The following is a 21,936-nucleotide window of genomic DNA, read 5'->3' as shown; positions in this document are numbered from 1 at the left end:
TCTTGTATAGGGGGAAATAGAACCTAATAAAAGGGTGATGAATTTGAAAATATATGCACAAATTATTATAAATAGTGATGCTTTAGATATAGATAAACCCTTTACTTATGAAATACCAGATGATCTTAAAAGTGATATAAGGGTAGGGCAATGGGTAAAGGTACCTTTTGGAATGAAAAATTCCCTTGTAGATGGATTCATATTATCTATAAAAGAAGATGAAATAAAAGGTATTAGAATAAAAAAGATAAAATCTATAGGTTCAATAGAACCGCTTTTAAATAATGACGATTTAAGACTTGTTTACTTTATAAGGGAAAATTATTTATGTAAATATATAGATGCAATAAGACTTCTTATTCCACAAGGTGTCTTAAAGGGTGCAAAAAATAAATACAAGATGGTAATAGCACTAGGAAATAAGTCTTACGGCAAAGACGTTGAAGAGAAATATGGAGATATATTAAAATTTATAAAAGATAATAATGGGAAATTTAATAAAAATGAACTTGTAAATTTACATTCACTTTCATTATATAAAATAAATAAGCTTATTAAAGAGGGATATTTGAAAGTGGATGAAGAAATAGTATATAGATATAATGATAAAGAATATATTGATTATAAAGAGAAAAAGCTTACAAAGGATCAAATTAAAGCTTTAGAAAAAATTGAAAAGTCTGATAAAAAAGTATTTTTACTGAAAGGTGTTACCGGATCAGGAAAAACAGAAGTATATATGAAGCTTGTAAGTGATACTATAAGAGATGGAAAATGTGCTATAGTTTTAGTTCCTGAAATTTCTTTAACACCACAAATGATAGAAAGATTTAAAGGAAGATTTGGAAAGGAAGTTGCAGTTTTTCATAGTAAATTATCAGATGGAGAAAGATATGATGAATGGTTTAGGGTGAAAGAAGGAAAAGCTAAACTTGTAATAGGAGCAAGAAGTGCGTTGTTTTTACCAGCACCTAACTTAGGTGTAATTATAATAGATGAAGAACATGAAAGTACTTATAAGTCTGAACAAAATCCTAAATATGTAACAAGAGAAGTAGCTGAATTTTTAAGTGAAATAAAAGATTGTAAAGTTATATTAGGATCAGCAACCCCTTCTATAGAGACATATTACAGGGCTATAACAGAGGAGATAGAATTAGTAGAATTAAATAATAGAATAGATAATAAGCCAATGCCTATAATGGATATAGTAGATATGAGAGAAGAATTAAATAGTGGTAATGTTTCTATGTTTAGCAGAAAACTTTTTACTGAAATCAAGGAAGCATTAAATAAGAAAGAGCAAATCATTTTGTTTTTAAATAGAAGAGGATTTTCTACATTTGTATCTTGTAGAAGCTGCGGATATGTTTTTAAATGCCCTAAGTGTGATATAGCAATGACATTCCATAAAAATGGATATTTAGTGTGTCATTATTGTGGTTACGGCCAAAAGCAACAAAAGATTTGTCCAAAATGTAAAAGTAAGTATGTAAAACATTTTGGGGCTGGTACAGAGCGGGTTGAAGAAGAGGTTAAAAAGTACTTTAAGGATGCTAGAGTTCTAAGAATGGATGTAGATACTACAAGAGGTAAGAATTCTCATGAAGAAATATATAAAGCATTCAAAAATGGAGAAGGAGATATCCTTATTGGAACTCAAATGATATCAAAAGGTCTAGATTTCGAAAATGTAACATTAGTAGGAATACTTGCTGCTGATATGTCTATAAATATACCAGATTATAGATCAGCAGAAAGAACTTTTCAAATAGTAACTCAGGTTGCTGGAAGGGCAGGTAGAGGAAGTAAAGAAGGTAAAGTAATTGTTCAAACATATAATCCAGAGCATTATAGTCTAATTTATGCAAAAAACTATAATTATGAAGGGTTTTATGATGAAGAATTTACTACAAGGGGTTTGATGTATTATCCTCCTTTTGGTAAAATACTATTAGTGAATGTTTCTTCTAAAAATGAAAACTCACTTAAAGATTTTATGAAATTAATAAAAGGTGAGATGGAAATAATTAAAGATGAATATTTAAATATAGAAATGCTTGGACCAGTTCCATGCATAGTTTCTAAAATAAAAGATAATTATAGATGGCAAATATTATTTAAAGGTGATTTATCTCTAGATTTTTGTAAAAAAATAAAAGATAAACTTTATCAATTAAATAAGAATGTATATAATGAAGTAAAAGTAACTATTGATATTAATCCAAACAATTTGACTTAGGAGGTAAAGAAATGGCAATTAGAAATATAAGACAAAATGGCGATGAAGCATTAAGAAAGAAATGTAAGGTTGTTACTGAAATAACACCAAGAACACTTAAATTAATAGAAGATATGGCAGACACTATGTATGAAGCCGATGGAGTTGGTTTAGCAGCACCACAAGTTGGAATACTTCAAAGAATATTTGTTATAGATGTTTATGATGATTATGGATTAAGAGTATTTATAAATCCAGAAATTTTAGAAGTTTCAGGAAGTCAATTAGGAGAAGAAGGATGTTTAAGCGTACCTGGAGAAGTTGCAGATGTTGAACGTCCAAATTATGTAAAGGTAAAAGCTTTAAATGAAAAGGGAGAAGAGTTTGTTTTAGAAGCAACAGAACTTTTAGCAAGAGCTATACTTCATGAAAATGACCACTTAAATGGAACTCTATTTATAGATTATTTAAAATAGCAAAGGAGGATTAACATGAAAATAGTATTTATGGGAACTCCAGATTTTGCAGTACCATCATTAAAAAAGATAATAGAGATTTATGGAGTTGAAAGTGTATTTACTCAACCTGATAAACCGAAGGGAAGAGGAAAGAAAATGGCCTATTCTCCAGTTAAGGAAGTAGCTTTAGAAAAAAATATAAGGGTTTTTCAACCTATTAAATTAAAAGAAGATAGGGAAGCTATAGAGTATCTAAAAGAGTTAAAGCCAGATTTTATAATTGTAGTAGCTTTTGGTCAAATACTGACTAAAGAAGTGTTAGATATTCCAAAGTATGGATGTATAAACCTACATGCATCATTGTTACCGATGTATAGAGGAGCAGCACCTTTAAACTGGGCTATAATAAAAGGTGAGAAGAAATCTGGTAATACTACAATGTTAATGGACGTAGGTCTTGATACTGGAGATATGCTTCTTAAGGATGAAGTTGAAATAACTGATAATATGACAGCTGGAGAATTACATGACGTATTAATGGAGAAAGGTGCAGAACTCTTAATTAATACTATAGAGGGATTGTATAATGGAAGCATCATTCCAGAAAAGCAAAGTGAAGAAACTTTTTACGCTAAAATGTTAAATAAAGAACTTGGAAGAATAAATTGGAATAATACAGCTAAGGATATTCATAATTTAATTAGAGGACTTAATCCATGGCCTATTGCGCATACTACTTATGATGATAAATCAATGAAAATATATGAGAGCGAAGTATTATGTGAAAATAGTAATAAAGAGCCTGGTACTATAATAAATGTATCAAAAGAAGGTATGAAAGTTTCAACAGGTTCAGGAGTACTATTAGTTAAAAAAATTCAATTTCCAAATGGTAAGCCTTTAACTATAGAGCAATATATAAATGGTAATGAACTAGAAATAAGTAAAAAAGTTATTTAAGAGCTATAATAATTAATTAAACTATATAAAAGGAGATGGGTTTATGTTTTACCCAGGATTTTTATTTGACCCAACATATTTAATTTTAATACCAGCTATGATAATAGCTTTTTGGGCACAGTTTAAAATAGATAATGCTTATAAAAAGTATAAAACTGTTAGAACTTTAAGTGGTGTTACTGGAAGCGAAGTTGCAAGAAGTATATTAGATGGAGCAGGACTTTTTGATGTAAGAGTTGAAAGGTATGGAAAGCATCTTGGAGATCATTATGATCCATCATCAAGAGTAATTAGACTTTCACCAGAAGTATATGACGGAGCAACTGTAGCAGCTGCTGGGATAGCTGCCCATGAATGCGGGCATGCAATTCAGCATCAAACTCACTATGCACCTTTAGTTTTAAGAACTAGGATAGCGCCAGTTGTTAATATAGGAAGTACATTATCAATATATTTATTCATGATAGGGATATTCTTAGGTAATCCACTATTTGCTAAGGTTGGTATAATATTCTTTGGAGGTGCAGTTATTTATCAATTAGTAACCCTTCCAGTAGAATTTAATGCATCAACAAGAGCATTAAATATATTAAAAACTAGAACCTTCCTATATGGAGATGAATTAAAAGGAGCACAAAAAGTTTTAGATGCAGCTGCAATGACATATGTAGCAGCAACTCTTATGGCTATTTCTCAGTTAATAAGATTAATAGCTATAAACAATAGATATAATGATAATTAAGAGGTAGAAGGATGAACAGTAGAAAACTTGCAAGACAAATTATACAAAGAGTTTTAGAAGAAGGAGCATATTCAAACCTAGTTCTTTCAAATGAACTTAATAGCAGAGATATTGAAGATAAAGATAAGGGACTTGTAACAGAAATTGTGTATGGTACTTTAAGAAGAAAGAAAACTTTAGATGTATTAATAGGAAACTTTGTTAAAGATATTAATTTAATTGATACAACTGTATTGAATATATTAAGAGTAGCTATTTATCAAATGTACTTTTTAGATAAAATACCTGAATATGCTGCTTGCAATGAAGCAGTAGAAGAAGCAAAGGAAATTTCTTTAGAAGCATCAAAGCTTGTAAATGGTATTTTAAGAAATTATATTAAGGATGAAAAGGAAATTGTAGTTCCAGGAAATAGAATAGATGAACTTGCTTATAAATTTTCTTTCCAACCTTGGATGATAAGATTGTTTATAAAACAATATGGTGAAGAAAGAACTATGAGATTAATGGCTGGATTAAATGAAACGCCAAAGGTTACTGTAAGAGTAAATGAATTTAAAGCAGAGTATGATGAAGTTTATGAAAAATTAGAGGAAATAGGATATAATATTGAAGATGGATATGCTTGTCCAGAAGCGATAGCTATAAAAGGTGGAAAAGGGATAGAGGATAACGAATTATTTAAAGAAGGACTTATTACAGTTCAAGATGAAAGTGCAATGCTAGTGGCACCTCTATTAGATTTAAAAGAAGGAGATAAAGTACTTGATCTTTGTGCTGCTCCAGGTGGTAAAACAACTCACATTGCTGAATTACTAGCAAATACTGGGGAAGTTTTAGCTTTTGATTTACATGAAAATAAACTTTCTCTTATAGAAGAAAATGCAAATAGATTAGGATTAAATAATATAGTGTGTAAGGCTATGGACGCTACCAAGCTAAATAGTGATTATATAAGCTATGGAGATAAAGTATTAATAGATGTACCTTGTTCAGGACTTGGTATAATAAGAAAGAAACCAGAAATAAAATGGAATAAAACAAGACAACAATTAAAAGATTTAGTTCCAATACAAAGAGAAATAATGGAAAATGCATGGCAATATTTAAAGCCAGGTGGAACTCTTGTTTATTCTACATGCACATTAAATAAAGAAGAAAATGAAGAAAATCTACAATGGTTCTTATCAAAACATAATGATGCAGAAATAGAAAAAATATATATAGGAAACAACAATAACTTTATATACAATGAAGATGGAAGTTTAACTATATTACCAAATGATTCTATGGATGGTTTCTTTATAGGAAAAATAAAGAAGATAAAATAGGTGATATAATGAATAATATTTTAAATTACAGTTTAGATGAAATTTCCTTATGGATGAAGGAAAATGGAGAAAGTGCTTTTAGAGCAAAACAAGTTTTTTCATGGATTTACAAGAATATTTGGGATTTCGATGATATGAAGAATTTACCTAATTCTCTAGTAGAGAAACTTAAAGAAAATTTTTATATAGGAATACCAAAAGTTGTAGAAAAGTATGAGTCAACTTTGGATGGTACACAAAAATTATTATTAGCTTTCGATGATGGTAACATCATTGAAAGTGTAATAATGAAATATAAACATGGAAACTCTATATGTATTTCTACACAAATTGGATGTAGGATGGGATGTAAGTTTTGTGCATCAACTTTAGAAGGTAGAGTGAGAAATTTAACAGCTGGAGAAATTTTATCAGAGGTTATTGTAGCACAAAAGGTCTTAGGAGAAAGAATCTCTAATATAGTATTGATGGGAAGTGGAGAGCCTTTAGATAACTATGAAAATGTTACTAAATTCTTAGATTTAGTAAATGCAGAGTATGGTTTAAATATAGGTCAAAGACATATAACTTTATCTACTTGTGGATTAGTACCTAAGATTTATGAACTAGCAGATAAAGGATATAGCATAACACTAGCTATATCATTACATGCATTTAGTGATGAAAAAAGAAGAGAAATAATGCCTATTGCCAATAAATATTCAATAAAAGAAATACTACAAGCGTGTGATTACTATTTTGAGAAAACGGGTAGACGTATAACTTTTGAGTATTCATTAGTATCAGGTATAAACGATGGTAAGGAAGACGCGAAATCCCTTTCAAAATTATTAAAAGGAAGGCATTGTCATGTTAACCTTATACCTGTTAATGAAATAAAAGAAAATACTCTAAAAAGACCTTCAAAAAAGACTATAGAAGAATTTGAAAAGATAGTAAATGAAAATGGAATTGAAGTAACTGTAAGAAGAGAAATGGGTAATGACATCAATGCAGCTTGCGGCCAATTAAGGAGAAATTTCTTAAAGTCTCAAAATTAGAGGGAGTGGGTGTTCATGATTGGTATAAAAAGTGATGTAGGGAACTTAAGAAACCTAAATGAAGATTATGCAGAATTTTATGAAGATGAAGAGTTTAAAATTTATGTAGTGGCAGATGGAATGGGCGGACATAATGCTGGCGAGATTGCTAGTAAAATGGCTTCAAAATCTTTAATAAAATACATAAGAGATAATTTTAAAAATATTAATAATACAGAAATATTAAGAAAAGCTATTAAACATGCAAACTTGAAAGTTTTTAACTTAGCACATTGCAATGAAACTTATAATGGAATGGGGACTACTTTAGTTGCATGTTTAATAACTAAAGATACAATTCAAGTAGCTAATGTTGGAGATAGTTCTTGTTATGGAATTAAAGTAAATAAAATTACTAAAATAACAAAGGATCATTCTTTGGTTCAAGAACTATTAGATTGCGGTAGCATTTCTAAGGAACAAGCTGTAAATCATCCTCAAAAAAATGTTATAACTAGAGCAATTGGAACAGAAGAAACTGTAGATGTAGATGTATTTGATATAGAAAAAGATAAATTTGAGTTTTTTCTTATGTGTAGTGATGGATTAAGCAATGAAATAGATTTAGAAGAGGTTTTATCATTTGAAATAGAAGAAAAATACTTACAGAATATTTGTGAAAAGCTTGTTGAATTAGCTAAAATTAATGGTGGAAGAGACAATATAACTGTAATGTTATTTGGAGGAGAGGTGTAATATGAACGGAATTATACTAGGTGGTAGATATGAGCTTCTTGAAAAAGTAGGGGAAGGCGGAATGTCTGAAGTTTATAAAGCTAAATGTAATAAGCTTAATAGATTTGTTGCAGTAAAAATATTAAAAAAGCAATTTGCAGACAATAAAGAAATTTCTCAAAAGTTCAAAAGAGAAGCAACTGCCATTGCAAATTTATCTGATACTAATATAGTTAATGTTTTGGATGTAGGTACACAAGATGATATAGATTATATAGTAATGGAATATATAAGTGGAAAAACTTTGAAGGAGTTTATTAATTATAGTGGAAAGCTTAATTATAGTACTGCTATAAAAATAGCACTTCAAATAGCTAAAGCTTTAGATTGTGCACATAGAAATAATATTATCCATAGGGATATAAAGCCACAGAATATATTAGTTACAGAATCTGGTGAAGTAAAGGTTACTGATTTTGGAATAGCAAAATCTACAGATTCTCAAACTATAACTAATACTACAAGTATTATTGGATCAGCACATTATCTTTCACCAGAGCAAGCAAAAGGAACATATATTGATTTTAGATCAGATATTTATTCTTTTGGAATAGTTTTATATGAAATGGTTACAGGAAAACTACCTTTTGAAGGTGATTCACCAGTTACAGTTGCATTAAAGCATTTGCAAGAAGATCCTATTCCACCTAAAAATATAAATTCTGCTATTCCAGATAGTTTGAATAAGTTAATACTTAAGGCTGTTGAGAAAGAGCCAATTAAGAGATATCAAAATGCAAAAGAAATTATTCAAGATTTGCAAAAAATACAGGAAAATCCAGATGTAGTTATTGGTAATCCAATCGTTGATAATAGTGATCATACTATAATTATGACACCAATTAATAATCAAAAAGCAACTAATATTTCTAAATTACAAGATGATTATTATGAAGATGATGAGTATGACGAAGATTATGATGATGATTATGAAGAAGAAGATGATGATGAGCTACCTAAGAAGAAAAAGAAAAACAAAAATTCAGCTAAAAAAGCTATAGTTATAATTGGAATTATAATTGGAGTTATAATTTTAGGTTCTGTGGGTTTCTTCTTAGCTCAAGGGAATGGAAGTAGCAAAGAAGTTGAAGTTCCAAGTATTATTGGAAAGACTATAGATGAAGTTAAAGAAGAAGTTGAAAAATTAGGCTTAAAAATAGAAATTAAATCTACACAAAATAGCGATAAGCCTGAAAATACTATATTAGAAACAGATCCAAAAGCAGGAACAAGAGTAAAAAAAGATTCGACAATTAAAGTTGTGGTTTCAGCTGGAGAAGAACAAATTGATATGCCTGATTTTAGAGATTATGAAGTTAATAATATAAAGCAAGTTTTAATATCTCAAGGATTCACTAATTATACAATTAGTGAAGAATATAGTGAAACATTTGATAAAGGATATTTAATAAGACAAAGTCCTGAAGCTCATTCTAAAATTAGTAAAAATACTAAGATAGATATAGTAGTTAGTAAGGGACCAGAAGTTAAACTTATAGATGTAAAAGAAGTAAAAGGTAAATCATTATCAGAAGCTCAAGAGTTATTAAATGGTCTTAAAATTGAGGTTAAAGAAGAAATAACTAAGGATAAAAAACAAGATGGGGTAGTATTAGATCAAAGTTACTCTGGTACTAAGGTTCAGGAAGGAACGCCAATTACTTTAACAGTAGGAAAGTATGAGGAGAAGGTTAAGGAAGAAGCTATAGATATTGCTGGATTAGGACTTAAGTCAGGAATGAGAGTAGATGACGCAGTAACAATACTTCTTTCACACGATTTATCATATGAAATTGATGGTGTTGGGGATATCGTTGAAAGCTTTACTAAGGAAATCAAAAAAGGTCAAACAGTAAAAATTAAAGCCAAAAATTCAGCTAATGCAGAAGAACAAGAGAAACCTCAAGTCAATAACAGCAATATAAATGCTAACAATAGTGCTAATAATAATGAAGATAATCAATAAAATAAAAATCAGCTTTTAGCTGATTTTTATTTTATTTAAAATTTATTTGCATTTTTTGGTGAAATCTGTTTATTATAAATATAAAGATTAAATTATTCGGAGGAAGTATGGAAGGAAAAATAATAAAAGGCATTGGTGGGTTTTACTATGTTAAAACTAAAGAAGGAATTATAGAATGTAAGGCAAGAGGAAAATTTAGGCATAAGGATATGAAGCCTATGGTTGGAGATAATGTAGATATAAATGTTTCTAATGGAAAAGGAGTAATAGAAGATATACACGATAGAACTTCTGAATTAATAAGACCTACGGTAGCAAATGTTACACAAGCTTTTGTAGTGTTTGCAATAAAAAATCCAGACATTAATTTTGATCTTTTAAATAGATTTTTGATTTTATGTGAGTATAACAATATTAAGGCAATAGTTTGTCTAAATAAAGTAGATTTAGCAAGTACAGAAGAAAAAGAAGAAGTTAAGAAAAAAATTAATGATATTGGTTATGATGTATTATTTATAAATGCAAAAAAGGGATTAGGCATAGAATTACTTAAAGAAAGATTGAAAGATAATGAAACTGTATTATGCGGTCCTTCTGGGGCAGGGAAGTCAACTCTTATAAATACTCTTATAAATAGATCACATATGGAAACAGGAGTTGTATCAGAAAAAATAGGTAGAGGAAAGCACACTACAAGGCATAGTGAGCTTATTGAAATAGAAGATGGATATTTAGTAGATAGTCCAGGTTTTTCAAATATAGATATTAGCTTTATGGACAAAGAAGAACTTAGATATTCTTTCCCAGAATTTGAAGAATACAATCATAATTGTAAATTTAGAGGATGCCTTCATAATAAAGAACCTGAATGTGCAGTAAAAAAGGCACTACAAGAAGGTAAAATTAACGAAACTAGATATAATTTTTATATAAGAATACTAGAAGAATTACTAGAGGGGGAAAAATACAAATGGTAAAAATATCACCATCAATATTATCAGCAGACTTTTCAAAATTAGGTGAAGAAATTATTAATGTAGATAAGGCGGGAGCAGACTTTATTCATATAGATGTTATGGATGGAAATTTTGTGCCTAATATAAGCATAGGATTACCAGTAATAAAATCAATAAGGAATAAAACATCTAAAATTTTTGATGTTCATTTAATGATAGAAAATCCATCAAGATATATAGATGAATTTGTAAATGCAGGAGCAGACATAATAACTATACATTATGAAGCAGAAAAGCATATAGATAGAGCTATAGAATATATAAAATCAAAGGGAATAAAAGCAGGAGTATCACTAAATCCTGGAACTCCAACTTTTGTTTTGAAGGATATAATAAATAAATTAGATTTAGTTTTAATTATGTCGGTTAATCCTGGATTTGGTGGGCAAAAGTTTATACCGTATACTTTAGAGAAAATTAAAGAAGTTAAAGAAATGAGCTCAAATTCAAATAAAGATTTATTAATAGAAGTAGATGGAGGGGTAGATAGAACAAATGCTAAAGTTATAATTGAAGCTGGAGCTAATGTTTTAGTAGCTGGATCTGCTGTATTTGGAGATGGAAAACTTGAAGAAAATATAAAAGCAATAAGAGGAGAATAAAATGAAGGCAGTAATAGTATCAGGAGGAAAAGCACCTTCAAAAGAACTATTGTTAAATGAAATTAAGGATGCGCATTTAATAATAGGTGCTGATAAGGGGTGTGAGGTATTATATAAGTATAATATATCTCCAAATTACATATTAGGTGATTTTGATTCAGCTAATAAAGATATAATAAAAGCTATGGAAGTTTTAGATTGCGAAAAGCTTAAATATAAAAAGGAAAAGGACTTTCCAGATACAGAAATTGCCTTTAACTTAGCAATTGAAAAAGGTGCTAGTAATATAGTGTTATTAGGAGCTACAGGAACGAGATATGATCATTCACTAAGTAATTTAGGACTCATGCTAAAAGGCTTAAAAAAGTCAATTTGCACTAAAATAATAGATGATAACAATAAAATTTTTTTGACTGATAAAAGCATAGTACTAAAAGGAAATAAAGGAGAAACTGTGTCTTTTCATGCATATTGCGAGGTAGTAAAAAATCTTAATATAAATGGAGCTAAGTATAATCTTTTAAATTATGATTTATATTTTGGTGATGGATTAACAACATCGAATGAATTTATAGGTAATGATATAGAAGTTACATTTGATAATGGAATTTTAATGGTTCTCTATACACAAGATTAAATTTAAAAAAGTAATCACTCATTTTATTTATTTGCATACAATGTATATAAAGAGATGAGTGATTTTTTATTGGAGGGAGAATTTATGAAGATAATAGCTATAAAATTACCGAAGTTTATTTCGAATTTTATAAGATTTTTTAAAAGAAAAAAATAAAATACATATGAAGAGTATATGACTATTAAGGAAGAATCCTTTAAAAATTAAAAAAGGCAAAATAAAAAATGCAATTGCTAAGTCAATTGCATTTTCTATTTGAACTTATATTGCTCTTTGAACCTTACCAGATCTAAGGCATCTTGTACATACATGAACTGTCTTTGGTGTTCCGTTAACTAAAGCCTTTACTCTCTTTATGTTAGGAGCCCAAGTTCTCTTTGATTGACGATGTGAGTGGGAGTATTGAGTTCCAGATACAACCCCTTTATTACAAACTTCGCATCTTCTTGCCACTTGAAAACACCTCCTTATTTGTGAAGATAATTTCTCTTCAATAGGACAGATTAAATTTTAACATAGTAAGTGTCAAAAAAGCAAGAGAAATTGAGAAAAAAATGAAAAAACTTTTAAATTAAAAAAAATTATATATCTAAGCATATTTCCATATACTAACCTATGTAATATTTACTTGAATAATAAATGTAAGTAATATAAAATATAGTATAAGGATATTTATAAGGAGGATTCTATATGGTAGGATATTCAAATGAACTTGGAAATATACATTACTCTGAAGAGGTACTTGCAAAAATTGTTGGACTTTCAACTATGGAGTGCTATGGAGTAGTTGGTATGGTTTCTAAGAATGCCACTGAAGGCTTATGGGAATTAATGAGAATAGAAAATTTAAGTAAGGGTGTTAAGCTAAAGTTTAATGAAGATAAATTAGTTATAGAATTATATGTTATGGTTGAATACGGAACAAAGATTTCTGTAATAGCAAATAACATAATACAAAAGGTACGTTATAGTGTGGAAAACTTTACTGGATTAAAAGTTTCATCTGTTACAGTAAATGTTCAAGCAGTTAGAGTCTAGGAGGTAAAAAGATGAAATATCAGAAAATAAATGGCCATGATTTTTATAATATGGTTGTTAACGCTAGCAATAGATTGTTAGAAGAAAGTGAATACGTTAATTCTTTAAATGTATTCCCTGTTCCAGATGGAGATACAGGAACAAACATGTCAGCTACATTTAAAGCTGCGGTTAAAGAGATAGAAGGATTAAATTCTGATTCAATTGCAGAAACTTCAAAAAAGCTTGCAAAAGGAGCTTTAATGGGTGCAAGAGGAAATTCAGGAGTAATTCTTTCACAAATACTAAGAGGTATCTCTAAGGGATTAGAAGGAAAAACTGAAGTAGACACTGTAGAACTTGCAATAGCGTTTAAAGAAGGTAGTAATGCTGCTTATAAAGCAGTTATGAGGCCAACAGAAGGAACTATACTTTCTGTAATTAGAGCAGCTGCAGAAGCAGCTATAGATACAGATGTTAAAGATGTGGTAGATCTTATGGATGTTATAGTAACAGAAGCAAAAATAATGTTAGATAAAACTCCAGATTTATTACCAGCTTTAAAGAAGGCTAAGGTTGTAGATTCAGGTGGAATGGGATTATATATTATCCTTAAAGGGATGTATGATGCTTTAAAAGATGATATAAAAGCAGAAATAAAAGATATTAAGCCAGCTTCATCTAAAATGCAAGGAGCTCAAGGTACAGAAGATATTGATATAAAATTTGGATATTGTACTGAATTTATAATTCTTGCAGATGCTAGTAAAGCAGACAAATTTAGAGATGAAATAATACCTATGGGAGACTCACAAGTTGTAGTTGGATATGAAGATGTAATAAAAGTACATATTCATACTAATGATCCTGGTGCTGTTTTAGCAAAGGCTGTTAAATTAGGAGAATTATCTAAAATAAAAATAGATAATATGAGAGAAGAGCATAGAGAAGTGCTTTTAAGTAAAGAAGAATATAAAGAAGCTCATGTAGATGATTCAAATCATTTTGAAGGTGAAGCTGCTGTTGAAGAATTAGAGCAAGAAAAGAAGAAATATGCTTTCGTAGCAGTTGCTATGGGAGAAGGAATAACGAATATATTTAAAGATTTAGGTGTTGATTATGTTATAGAAGGTGGTCAAACGATGAATCCTTCAACTCAAGATATAATGGAGTGTGTATCTAAATTAAATGCTGAACATATATTTGTTTTACCTAATAATAAAAATATAATAATGTCAGCAAATCAAGCAGCTGAAATATCTGATAAAGATGTTAAAGTTATTCCAACAACTACAATTCCTCAAGGGATAACATGCATAACTATGTTTAATCCAGAAGCTGAAGTTGAGGAAAATATAGATAATCTTAATGAAGCAATGGGAATGGTTAAGACAGGTTCTGTAACTTATGCTGTAAGAGATACAGAAATGGATGGAATAGAAATAAAAGAAGGAAATATGCTTGGACTAATTGAAGGCAAGATAAAGAAAGTTGGATCATCATATTGTGATGTCGCAAAAGAAGTACTTGCTGAGATGATAGATGAAGAAAGTGAACTTATAACAATATTATATGGTGCAGATGTTACTGAAGAAGAAGCAGAAAAATTTGCAGAAGAAATAGAAGAAAAGTATGAAGATTTAGATGTTCAATGCTACAGAGGAGCACAACCTCTTTATTACTTCTTAATGTCAGTGGAATAATGATAAGAGCACAAGTTACTACTTTATTTACATAAGTGGAAACTTGTGCTTTAATATTTATTGAATTAAAATTTTGAGGTGAGCAAATGAATATATTTATGGAAATATCTACTCTAAAAGGAGTGGGACCAAAGCTTACTGAAAAGCTTAATAAATGTGGGATATTTACCATATATGATTTACTTTTATATTTTCCTAGAGATTATGAATTTATTAAAGGTGATGTTGACTTTAATGAAATAGATGGCGAAGAAAAACAAATTTTAACTTGTAGAGTAATAGGATACGATAGAGATGTTAAAACTAAAACTGGTAAGATAATATCTGCAATAAAATTTGATTATAAAGGACATATAGTTATCGCAAAATGGTTTAATCAAAGATACATAAAAAATTCTTATAGATTAAATGAATCTTATGATTTAGTTGGGAAGTTTAAAAGAACAGGAAATTTATTAGAAGTAATAAATCCTATGGTTGGATGTAGAGATGCAAAAAAAAGCGAAATTATCCCCAAATATCCATTAAAGGGTGATTTAAGTGATAGGATAATTACAAAGCTTATAAATCAGATATTAGATGAAGTAATAATAACAGATAATTTACCAAAGGAAATTTTAGATAAGTATAATATGATAGGTCTTGATAAAGCTATCAGAGAAATACATTTTCCAAAAGGCAAAGGTGATTTAAATCAAGCAGTTATAAGATTAAAATTTCAAGAATTATTTACTTACTCAATGAAACTGTTATTACTTAAAAATAAGTTAAGAAGCAATGATGGTATTTCTTTTTATTGGCATAAAGAATTAACTTTGTTAAAGGAATCATTACCTTTTAATTTAACAGATGCACAAACAAAAGTTGTTAGAGAAATCTTAAGAGATCAAAAAAGTAAATATTCTATGAACAGGTTAGTTCAAGGGGATGTTGGTAGTGGAAAAACTATTGTTGCCATAATAGCTATGTTTAATGTTATAAAAAATGGGTTCCAAGCTTCTTTAATGGTTCCTACAGAAATACTCGCTAATCAACATTATGAAGAAACATTGAAAATTTTAAAAAATTTCAATGTAGAAGTTGAATTGCTAACTGGAAGTACTAGTTTAAAAGAAAAAAGAAGAATAAAAGAAAGAATATCAACTGGAGAACCATTAATAGTTATAGGAACACATGCGTTAATACAAGAAGATGTAGATTTTACCAATTTAGGACTTGTTATTACTGATGAACAACATAGATTTGGTGTTGAACAAAGAAGTAAGCTTATAAACAAGGGAAGAAGACCAGATGTTTTAGTTATGACAGCTACACCTATTCCTAGGACACTAGCTTTATATATGTATTCTGATTTAGATGTATCAATAATTGATAAGTTGCCTCCAGGAAGAAAGAAAATAGATACAAGATTTTATTCTGAAAATGATAGAATGTTAGCGTATGATTTAGCTTTAGATGAAATAGGAAAAGGAAGGCAAGTTTATATAGTTTGTCCTTTAATTGAAGAAAATGAGAAAATGGAATTAAATTCAGTAGAAAAGCTTTATGAAGAATTAAAAGATGGTGTATTCAGGAATGTGAGTGTAGAAATATTACATGGTAAAATGAAGCCAAAAGAAAAAGATGAGCTCATAAACTTATTTAAAGATAATAAAGTAAAAGTTATTATTTCAACCACTGTTATTGAGGTAGGTGTAAATGTGCCTAATGCATCAATGATGATTATAGAGAATTCAGAAAGATTTGGATTAGCACAACTTCATCAATTAAGAGGGAGAGTAGGAAGAGGGCAATATGAATCATATTGTATTTTAATAGGAAAAGCTAAAAATGAAAAGACAAAAAAGAGAATGGAAATAATGACAGAGTCAACAGATGGTTTTTATATATCAGAACAAGATCTTAAGCTAAGAGGTGCAGGTGAAATGTTTGGACTTAAGCAAAGTGGGGATATTGGGCTTGTTCTTGCAGATATATATGAAGATATAGATATATTGAAATGTGCAAGATATGAAGCTAATAATTTAATTAACTCTGATAAAATAGAGCATGTAAAATTATGTAATGAAATATCTAATTCAATTGAGAGATATAGTCGATATATTTGTTTTAACTAAAAAAATTGTATATAAAGAAATATTATGTTAAAATTGAAATGATAGTACCTAAGGAGGAAACTAAATGAGAATAATAGCAGGAAAAGCAAGAGGAAGAAAATTAATACCTCCTGCAACTATGGAAACTAGACCAACTTTAGATAGAGTAAAAGAAGCTATGTTTAGTATAATTCAAGGATACATACCAGAAGCAGTTGTTGTAGATGTTTTTGCAGGGACAGGAAGTCTTGGTTTAGAAGCAGCAAGTAGAGGAGCTAAAGAGGTTTATTTAATTGATAAAAGTAACACAACATTTCCTTTATTAAAACAAAATGTAGAAAATTTAAAATTTCAAGATTTTTGTACTCCATTAAATATGGATTCATATGATGCTTTAAAAATGTTAAATAAAAAAGGAAAGATTTTTGATATTATATTTATAGATCCACCTTATTGTAAGGAAATGATTCCAGAAGCAATAAAAATAATTAAAGAAAATAATATGCTAAAAGAAAGTGGAATAATAGTCACTAAAATAGATTCTATAGAAGAAATATATGATGGATATAAAGATATAAAGTTATTACAAAGTAGAAAGTATGGTAATACAACAGTATGTTTTTATAAATATGAGGAGTAATTTAAAAGGTGAGAGATATGAATATAGCAGTTTATCCAGGAAGTTTTGATCCTATTACTAATGGTCACTTAGATATAATTACTAGGGGCGCTAAAATTTATGATAAGCTTATAGTTGCAGTGCTAGTAAATATGGATAAAAAATGTTTATTTGACATTGAAGAAAGAGTTGAGTTAATAAAAAAAGTTACTAAGGATTTAAAAAATGTAGAAGTCTTAAGCTTTGATGGATTGTTAGTGGATTTTGCAAGAATGCATAATTCAAAAGTTATATTAAAGGGTCTTAGAACAGTATCTGACTTTGAATATGAATTTCAAATGGCACTTATGAATTCTAAACTTGATTCAGATATAGAAACTGTATTCATTATGACTTCTTCAGAATATTCTTACGTAAGTTCATCTTCAGTAAAGCAAGTAGCAAAGTTTGGTGGAAATATTAAAGGTCTTGTACCTGAAGAATTAATTACAGAAGTTATGGATAGATTTTAATGATTTTTATCAAGGGGGAAGAGGTATGGAGAAGATTGAAGTTAATATTATAGAACTTTTAGAATACTTAGAGGAATTAATTGAAACAGCACCTAAGGTACCTATAACAGGTAAAAGTGTAATAGATAAGAAGGAATTCTTAGAAGTAATAGATCAAGTAGTAAATTATCTTCCAGATCAATTAAAAAAAGCACAATGGGTAATGACTGAAAAGGATAGAATTTTAGGTGATGCTCAAAAGCATTATGAATCAACCAAAAGTGAAATTATGGAAATGATGAAGCAGAAAGTTGAAAATCATGATATAGTTAAGGAAGCAAAAATAAGAGCTAATGAAATAATTGCCCTAGCTCAAAGAGATGCTAAGGCAATTAGAATTGGTTCTAGAGAATATTCAACAGAAATTTTAGCTCAATTAGATAGAGAAATTGAAGAAAAAAGAAATACGCTAATTGAAAATATGCAAAAATCTTTTGAAATGGCAGCAAAAGATATAGATGAAAAATTAAGTAGTACAGGAGATAAAATTAAAGAAAACATTTCAGAATTAAGAGGAATGTAATCTTCTTTTAAAGTTTTTTACTATCATCGATATTAATAGTGTTATAGTAAAGAATATTAATATAGGAATAAAAAATTTATAAAATGTTAAAATAGTATAATTTTCACTTGGAGTTATATTTGAAGTAGGTATTGAAGATAATAATATATTACTTACTACAAAGGTTATTACAAAACTTATTACTCCTTGGATAAATTTATAAAAAATATATTTTTTCATATTTGGATTACTTTTGCTTACTATAGAGCTTACTTGAGCTATAACTGATAAGCTTGAAAATGATAAAATAAAACTCATCATGCTTAATTTTAAGTTCATAGATATATTGGATATAGATATTAATTTACATCCGTTTGTAAATTCAATACTACCTAAAAATAAGTTGTATAAAGTTCCAGATGGTAATTTAATTAAGTTTTCCAAAGTTTCAAAAGCAGTACTTATATAAGTGTTGCTTTTTATTATGCTTATAACTACAGAAAATATTATTACAAAGGCACCTACATTGATAGTTGTAGTAATAGCACCTTCTATGGAATTTTTCAAATTAGTTCCAAAAGGATGTTCTTTATAAGTACTATTAATATTATTAGATGAAATAATATTAATAGTTTTTTTTCTTGTTAAAAAACCTACAATAATTATAGATAAGTAATTAGCAATTAATAAGATATATCCAAATTTTATATTATAAAGCATAGAAGCAGCAACTGATCCTAATATGAAAATAGGACCTGCATTAGAAGCTATATTTAATAGCCTTTCATACTCGCTTTTATGTATATATCCAAGTTCATAAATATCTGAAGAATACTTTGCTCCTAAAGGATAGCCGCATATAAAGCTTGCAGCTAATGGGAAAGAGCAAGTTTTTGAAAGACCTAATGGTTTGCAAAGCAATGGACCTAGTATTTTTGAGTAAAGTCCTATACCATCATAATAAATTAGTAAATTACATATAACACTAAACGGAAAAATTGTTGGTAATATTGCAGCTACAACTAGTTTTGCTCCATTTATGGCTGCAGCCATACTGACTTGTAAATTTACAACAAATATAATAATAAAAATTGTGATTGCAAAGCAAATTACATAATTCTTTTTTACATTTAAAAGTTTTAATAATAAAGCTACAAGAAAAAAAACAAAAAGCCATAAAACAAAAATACTAAACATAAAATTAACCTCCTATATAGTATTTATATGCCTATGACTTTTTAATATTAATCTTTTATTATAGGTGATTTAAAATAATCACTTAATGGATTTAATTTGTTATTTAAGATTGAGTATGCCTTAGTTGCTTGAATATCTAAATTCAATAAAGGGTTATTTATATTTTTAGGCACTTTTGTTATAATTGGTATTTTTGATTTTTTTTTCATTTCTTTTAATATAGATCTTCCAGTGTTATTGAAACCAAGAACTCTAGCATACAGATTTGTTGGTTTAATTAGTTCCTCATGTGAATACTTATCTAAAGATAAATATATCTGAGCCATTAATCTAGAAATTTTTGTATATGTATATCTCTTACTTTTTACTTTGAATATTAAATCTTCATATGAATTACTGTTGCAAATTTCCTTTAAAAATTTGTTATCTAAGCCTTCTTTTATTTCGAAAAGATTGTTAAAATCTATACAATTAGTTAGTAGTTTATACTTAATGTATGGATACATTTCTCTTTCAAATACAAAAGGGTAATTAATTTCTTTTAATGAATAAAGAATATCTAAAGATACACTAGGTAAATATTTATTTAGTTCTTCTAAAGATAAATCTTTTTTTAAGTTTTCTCTGATACTTGTTGCTGAAGCAAAAGTACTAGTTAATGATTTATCGTTATATCTTGCCCCTTCTCGTTTTAAAGTCATTGGGACAATAGAACTATTTAAATTTATTAGAGATTTTATGTATTCAATTCCTAAAATATTATTTGAGCTGGATAAGACTTCTTCAATTGAGTCATCTTTTAATATCTCTTTTAAAGATAGTTCTCTTGCTTTAGCAAAGGTCATTCCAGTTTTTAAATTTTCTTTAATTTTAGATTGTAAATCATAGGATTCAATTGTTAATGTTTTAGCAATTTTTTCTAAGTAACTTATATTGCCGCATTCACTTCCAAAAAAAATGTTATTGATTACACCGATTGAGTCAAGAATATATATAGAACCTTTTGCGAAAAATTCTGCAGAAGATAAAGCATAAAAAGTAGGTAATTCAATAACTAAGTCAACACCATTTAAAATTGCCATTTCAGTTCTTTTCCATTTATCAATTAATGCGGGTTCACCTCTTTGAACAAAATTTCCGCTCATTATACAAACTATGCCATCGCAATTCGTTTCTTTTTTGGCAGAATTTAAGTGGTAAAGATGACCGTTGTGAAAAGGATTATATTCTGTTATTATTCCTGTTATATTCATAAATACACTCCTTATTGGGAAATATAAAATTATTATAGCATAATAAAAATTTATTAAAAGATTAATATGAAAGATGAGGACTATAAATACGAGGAGAATATTCTGAATATTTATAATATAAAGAATTAAATCTTTCGGCTATTTTTATGTTGAAAATTATAGTTACTTAGGAGTATATTAGTATATGAAGATGAGTCCGTGTCTTTTTGAAAGGAGTAAATATTATGGAACTTATGAATAAATTATGGGATGCAGCTAAAGCTGATAAAAGAAGAATAGTTCTTCCAGAAGGTGATGAGGAGAGAACTTTAGTAGCAGCTCAAAGAATCCAAGAGCTTGGTTTAGCTTATCCAGTTTTAGTTGGAGATAATACTAGAATTAATGAAAAGGCTAAAGAATTAGGAGTAAACTTAGAAGGAATAGAAGTAGTTGATCCAAATAATTCAGAAAGATTAGAAACTTATATTAATGAGTTTTATGAATTAAGAAAAAGTAAAGGTATGACCTTAGAAAAGGCGGAAAAAATAGTAAAAGATCCGTTATATTTTGGGACTATGATGGTTAAGTTAGATGATGCTGATGGAATGGTATCAGGTGCTGTACATACGACAGGAGACTTACTTAGACCAGGATTACAAATAATAAAGACTGCCCCAGGAGTGTCAGTTGTTTCAAGTTTCTTTATAATGATGGTACCTGGATCTAAATATGGAGAAGAAGGTATGCTTCTATTCTCAGATTGTGCAGTTAACCCAAATCCAAATTACGAACAATTAGCTGCAATAGCAATAGCTACAGCGGACACAGCTAGAAATCTTTGCAAGGTAGAACCAAGAGTGGCAATGCTTTCATTCTCAACAATGGGAAGTGCAGATCATGAAATGGTTGATAAAGTAAGAAAAGCTACAGAACTCGCAAAGGAATTAAGACCAGACCTTTTAATAGATGGAGAATTACAATTAGATGCAGCTATAGTTGATAAAGTAGCAGCACAAAAGGCTCCAAATAGTAATGTTGCAGGTAAAGCTAATGTATTAATATTCCCAGATTTACAAAGTGGTAATATAGGATATAAATTAGTTCAAAGATTTGCTAATGCAGAGGCTATAGGTCCTATGTGTCAAGGTTTTGCAAAGCCAATAAATGATTTATCAAGAGGTTGTAGCTCTGATGATATAGTTAATGTTGTTGCATTAACTGCTGTTCAAGCGCAAGCTCAAAAATAATTATCCATTAGGAAGGAGTAAAACA

21 protein-coding genes are annotated in these 21,936 nt (G+C 28.8%); 18 read left to right on the top strand and 3 right to left on the bottom strand.

Annotated elements, in window-relative coordinates; translation table 11 throughout:
- Positions 1 to 43: 43 nt before the first annotated feature.
- The 11 genes from priA (at position 44) to I2E83_RS01390 (ending at position 11,747) form a co-directional block, all read left to right on the top strand.
- Positions 44 to 2,242: a primosomal protein N' gene (priA, locus tag I2E83_RS01440; RefSeq protein WP_195428311.1), complete on the top strand. Its 2,199-nt coding sequence runs from the start codon at positions 44 to 46 to the stop codon at positions 2,240 to 2,242.
- Between the two features lie 11 nt (positions 2,243 to 2,253).
- Positions 2,254 to 2,697 carry a peptide deformylase gene (gene def / locus I2E83_RS01435; protein WP_195263652.1) on the top strand — a complete coding sequence of 148 codons (444 nt, stop codon included), beginning with the start codon at positions 2,254 to 2,256 and terminating at the stop codon, positions 2,695 to 2,697.
- A gap of 15 nt (positions 2,698 to 2,712) precedes the next feature.
- Positions 2,713 to 3,639: a methionyl-tRNA formyltransferase gene (gene fmt / locus I2E83_RS01430; protein ID WP_195428310.1), complete on the top strand. Its 927-nt coding sequence runs from the start codon at positions 2,713 to 2,715 to the stop codon at positions 3,637 to 3,639.
- A gap of 43 nt (positions 3,640 to 3,682) precedes the next feature.
- Positions 3,683 to 4,381: a zinc metallopeptidase gene (locus I2E83_RS01425; protein WP_195263650.1), complete on the top strand. Its 699-nt coding sequence runs from the start codon at positions 3,683 to 3,685 to the stop codon at positions 4,379 to 4,381.
- Between the two features lie 11 nt (positions 4,382 to 4,392).
- Complete coding sequence (gene rsmB, locus I2E83_RS01420) at positions 4,393 to 5,712, top strand: 16S rRNA (cytosine(967)-C(5))-methyltransferase RsmB (protein WP_195263649.1); 1,320 nt, start codon at positions 4,393 to 4,395, stop codon at positions 5,710 to 5,712.
- 8 nt (positions 5,713 to 5,720) lie between these two features.
- Positions 5,721 to 6,752, top strand: coding sequence for a 23S rRNA (adenine(2503)-C(2))-methyltransferase RlmN (rlmN, locus tag I2E83_RS01415; protein WP_195263648.1), 1,032 nt, complete (start codon positions 5,721 to 5,723; stop codon positions 6,750 to 6,752).
- A gap of 15 nt (positions 6,753 to 6,767) precedes the next feature.
- On the top strand, positions 6,768 to 7,487 hold the full coding sequence (locus tag I2E83_RS01410; RefSeq protein ID WP_195263647.1) for a Stp1/IreP family PP2C-type Ser/Thr phosphatase: 720 nt from the start codon (positions 6,768 to 6,770) through the stop codon (positions 7,485 to 7,487).
- A 1-nt stretch (position 7,488) separates the two neighbouring features.
- A complete protein-coding gene (pknB, locus tag I2E83_RS01405) occupies positions 7,489 to 9,492 on the top strand; it encodes a Stk1 family PASTA domain-containing Ser/Thr kinase (protein ID WP_195428309.1) in 2,004 nt (667 codons plus the stop codon).
- A 107-nt stretch (positions 9,493 to 9,599) separates the two neighbouring features.
- The gene (rsgA, locus tag I2E83_RS01400; protein ID WP_195263645.1) at positions 9,600 to 10,469 is read left to right on the top strand and encodes a ribosome small subunit-dependent GTPase A; all 870 of its coding nucleotides are present in this window, start codon (positions 9,600 to 9,602) and stop codon (positions 10,467 to 10,469) included.
- A complete protein-coding gene (gene rpe, locus I2E83_RS01395; protein ID WP_195263644.1) occupies positions 10,463 to 11,110 on the top strand; it encodes a ribulose-phosphate 3-epimerase in 648 nt (215 codons plus the stop codon). Before rsgA ends, rpe begins: the two co-directional genes overlap by 7 nt.
- A gap of 1 nt (position 11,111) precedes the next feature.
- On the top strand, positions 11,112 to 11,747 hold the full coding sequence (locus tag I2E83_RS01390) for a thiamine diphosphokinase (RefSeq protein WP_195263643.1): 636 nt from the start codon (positions 11,112 to 11,114) through the stop codon (positions 11,745 to 11,747).
- Positions 11,748 to 12,008: 261 nt separating this feature from the next.
- On the opposite strand, the gene rpmB is transcribed toward I2E83_RS01390, so the two are convergent.
- Positions 12,009 to 12,200, bottom strand: a complete 192-nt coding sequence (gene rpmB, locus I2E83_RS01385) for a 50S ribosomal protein L28 (RefSeq protein ID WP_008678335.1) — start codon at positions 12,198 to 12,200, stop codon at positions 12,009 to 12,011.
- 237 nt (positions 12,201 to 12,437) lie between these two features.
- Between rpmB and I2E83_RS01380 the strand changes: the two genes are divergently transcribed.
- From I2E83_RS01380 to I2E83_RS01355, 6 genes are all read left to right on the top strand, one after another.
- Positions 12,438 to 12,785, top strand: a complete 348-nt coding sequence (locus I2E83_RS01380) for an Asp23/Gls24 family envelope stress response protein (RefSeq protein ID WP_008678337.1) — start codon at positions 12,438 to 12,440, stop codon at positions 12,783 to 12,785.
- An 11-nt stretch (positions 12,786 to 12,796) separates the two neighbouring features.
- Positions 12,797 to 14,467 (top strand): DAK2 domain-containing protein, encoded by a 1,671-nt coding sequence (locus I2E83_RS01375; protein WP_195428308.1) that lies wholly within the window; start codon positions 12,797 to 12,799, stop codon positions 14,465 to 14,467.
- An 86-nt stretch (positions 14,468 to 14,553) separates the two neighbouring features.
- On the top strand, positions 14,554 to 16,584 hold the full coding sequence (gene recG, locus I2E83_RS01370) for an ATP-dependent DNA helicase RecG (RefSeq protein ID WP_195263641.1): 2,031 nt from the start codon (positions 14,554 to 14,556) through the stop codon (positions 16,582 to 16,584).
- Positions 16,585 to 16,648: 64 nt separating this feature from the next.
- A complete protein-coding gene (rsmD, locus tag I2E83_RS01365) occupies positions 16,649 to 17,203 on the top strand; it encodes a 16S rRNA (guanine(966)-N(2))-methyltransferase RsmD (RefSeq protein ID WP_195263640.1) in 555 nt (184 codons plus the stop codon).
- Between the two features lie 17 nt (positions 17,204 to 17,220).
- Positions 17,221 to 17,694, top strand: coding sequence for a pantetheine-phosphate adenylyltransferase (coaD, locus tag I2E83_RS01360; protein ID WP_195263639.1), 474 nt, complete (start codon positions 17,221 to 17,223; stop codon positions 17,692 to 17,694).
- Positions 17,695 to 17,719: 25 nt separating this feature from the next.
- Positions 17,720 to 18,256: an ATPase gene (locus tag I2E83_RS01355; RefSeq protein ID WP_195263638.1), complete on the top strand. Its 537-nt coding sequence runs from the start codon at positions 17,720 to 17,722 to the stop codon at positions 18,254 to 18,256.
- Here I2E83_RS01355 and ylbJ read toward each other — a convergent pair.
- Both ylbJ and I2E83_RS01345 read right to left on the bottom strand, forming a co-directional pair.
- Positions 18,242 to 19,432, bottom strand: a complete 1,191-nt coding sequence (ylbJ, locus tag I2E83_RS01350; RefSeq protein ID WP_195428307.1) for a sporulation integral membrane protein YlbJ — start codon at positions 19,430 to 19,432, stop codon at positions 18,242 to 18,244. The two genes, I2E83_RS01355 and ylbJ, sit on opposite strands and share 15 nt — an antisense overlap.
- 47 nt (positions 19,433 to 19,479) lie before the next feature.
- The gene (locus I2E83_RS01345; RefSeq protein ID WP_195428306.1) at positions 19,480 to 20,685 is read right to left on the bottom strand and encodes a nucleotidyltransferase; all 1,206 of its coding nucleotides are present in this window, start codon (positions 20,683 to 20,685) and stop codon (positions 19,480 to 19,482) included.
- Positions 20,686 to 20,909: 224 nt separating this feature from the next.
- Between I2E83_RS01345 and pta the strand changes: the two genes are divergently transcribed.
- A complete protein-coding gene (gene pta / locus I2E83_RS01340; RefSeq protein WP_195263635.1) occupies positions 20,910 to 21,911 on the top strand; it encodes a phosphate acetyltransferase in 1,002 nt (333 codons plus the stop codon).
- Positions 21,912 to 21,936: the final 25 nt, after the last annotated feature.

This window comes from Clostridium sp. D46t1_190503_E9, assembly GCF_015555225.1.
GTDB lineage: Bacteria > Bacillota > Clostridia > Clostridiales > Clostridiaceae > Clostridium.
This window is presented reverse-complemented; position numbering and strand designations above follow the sequence as displayed.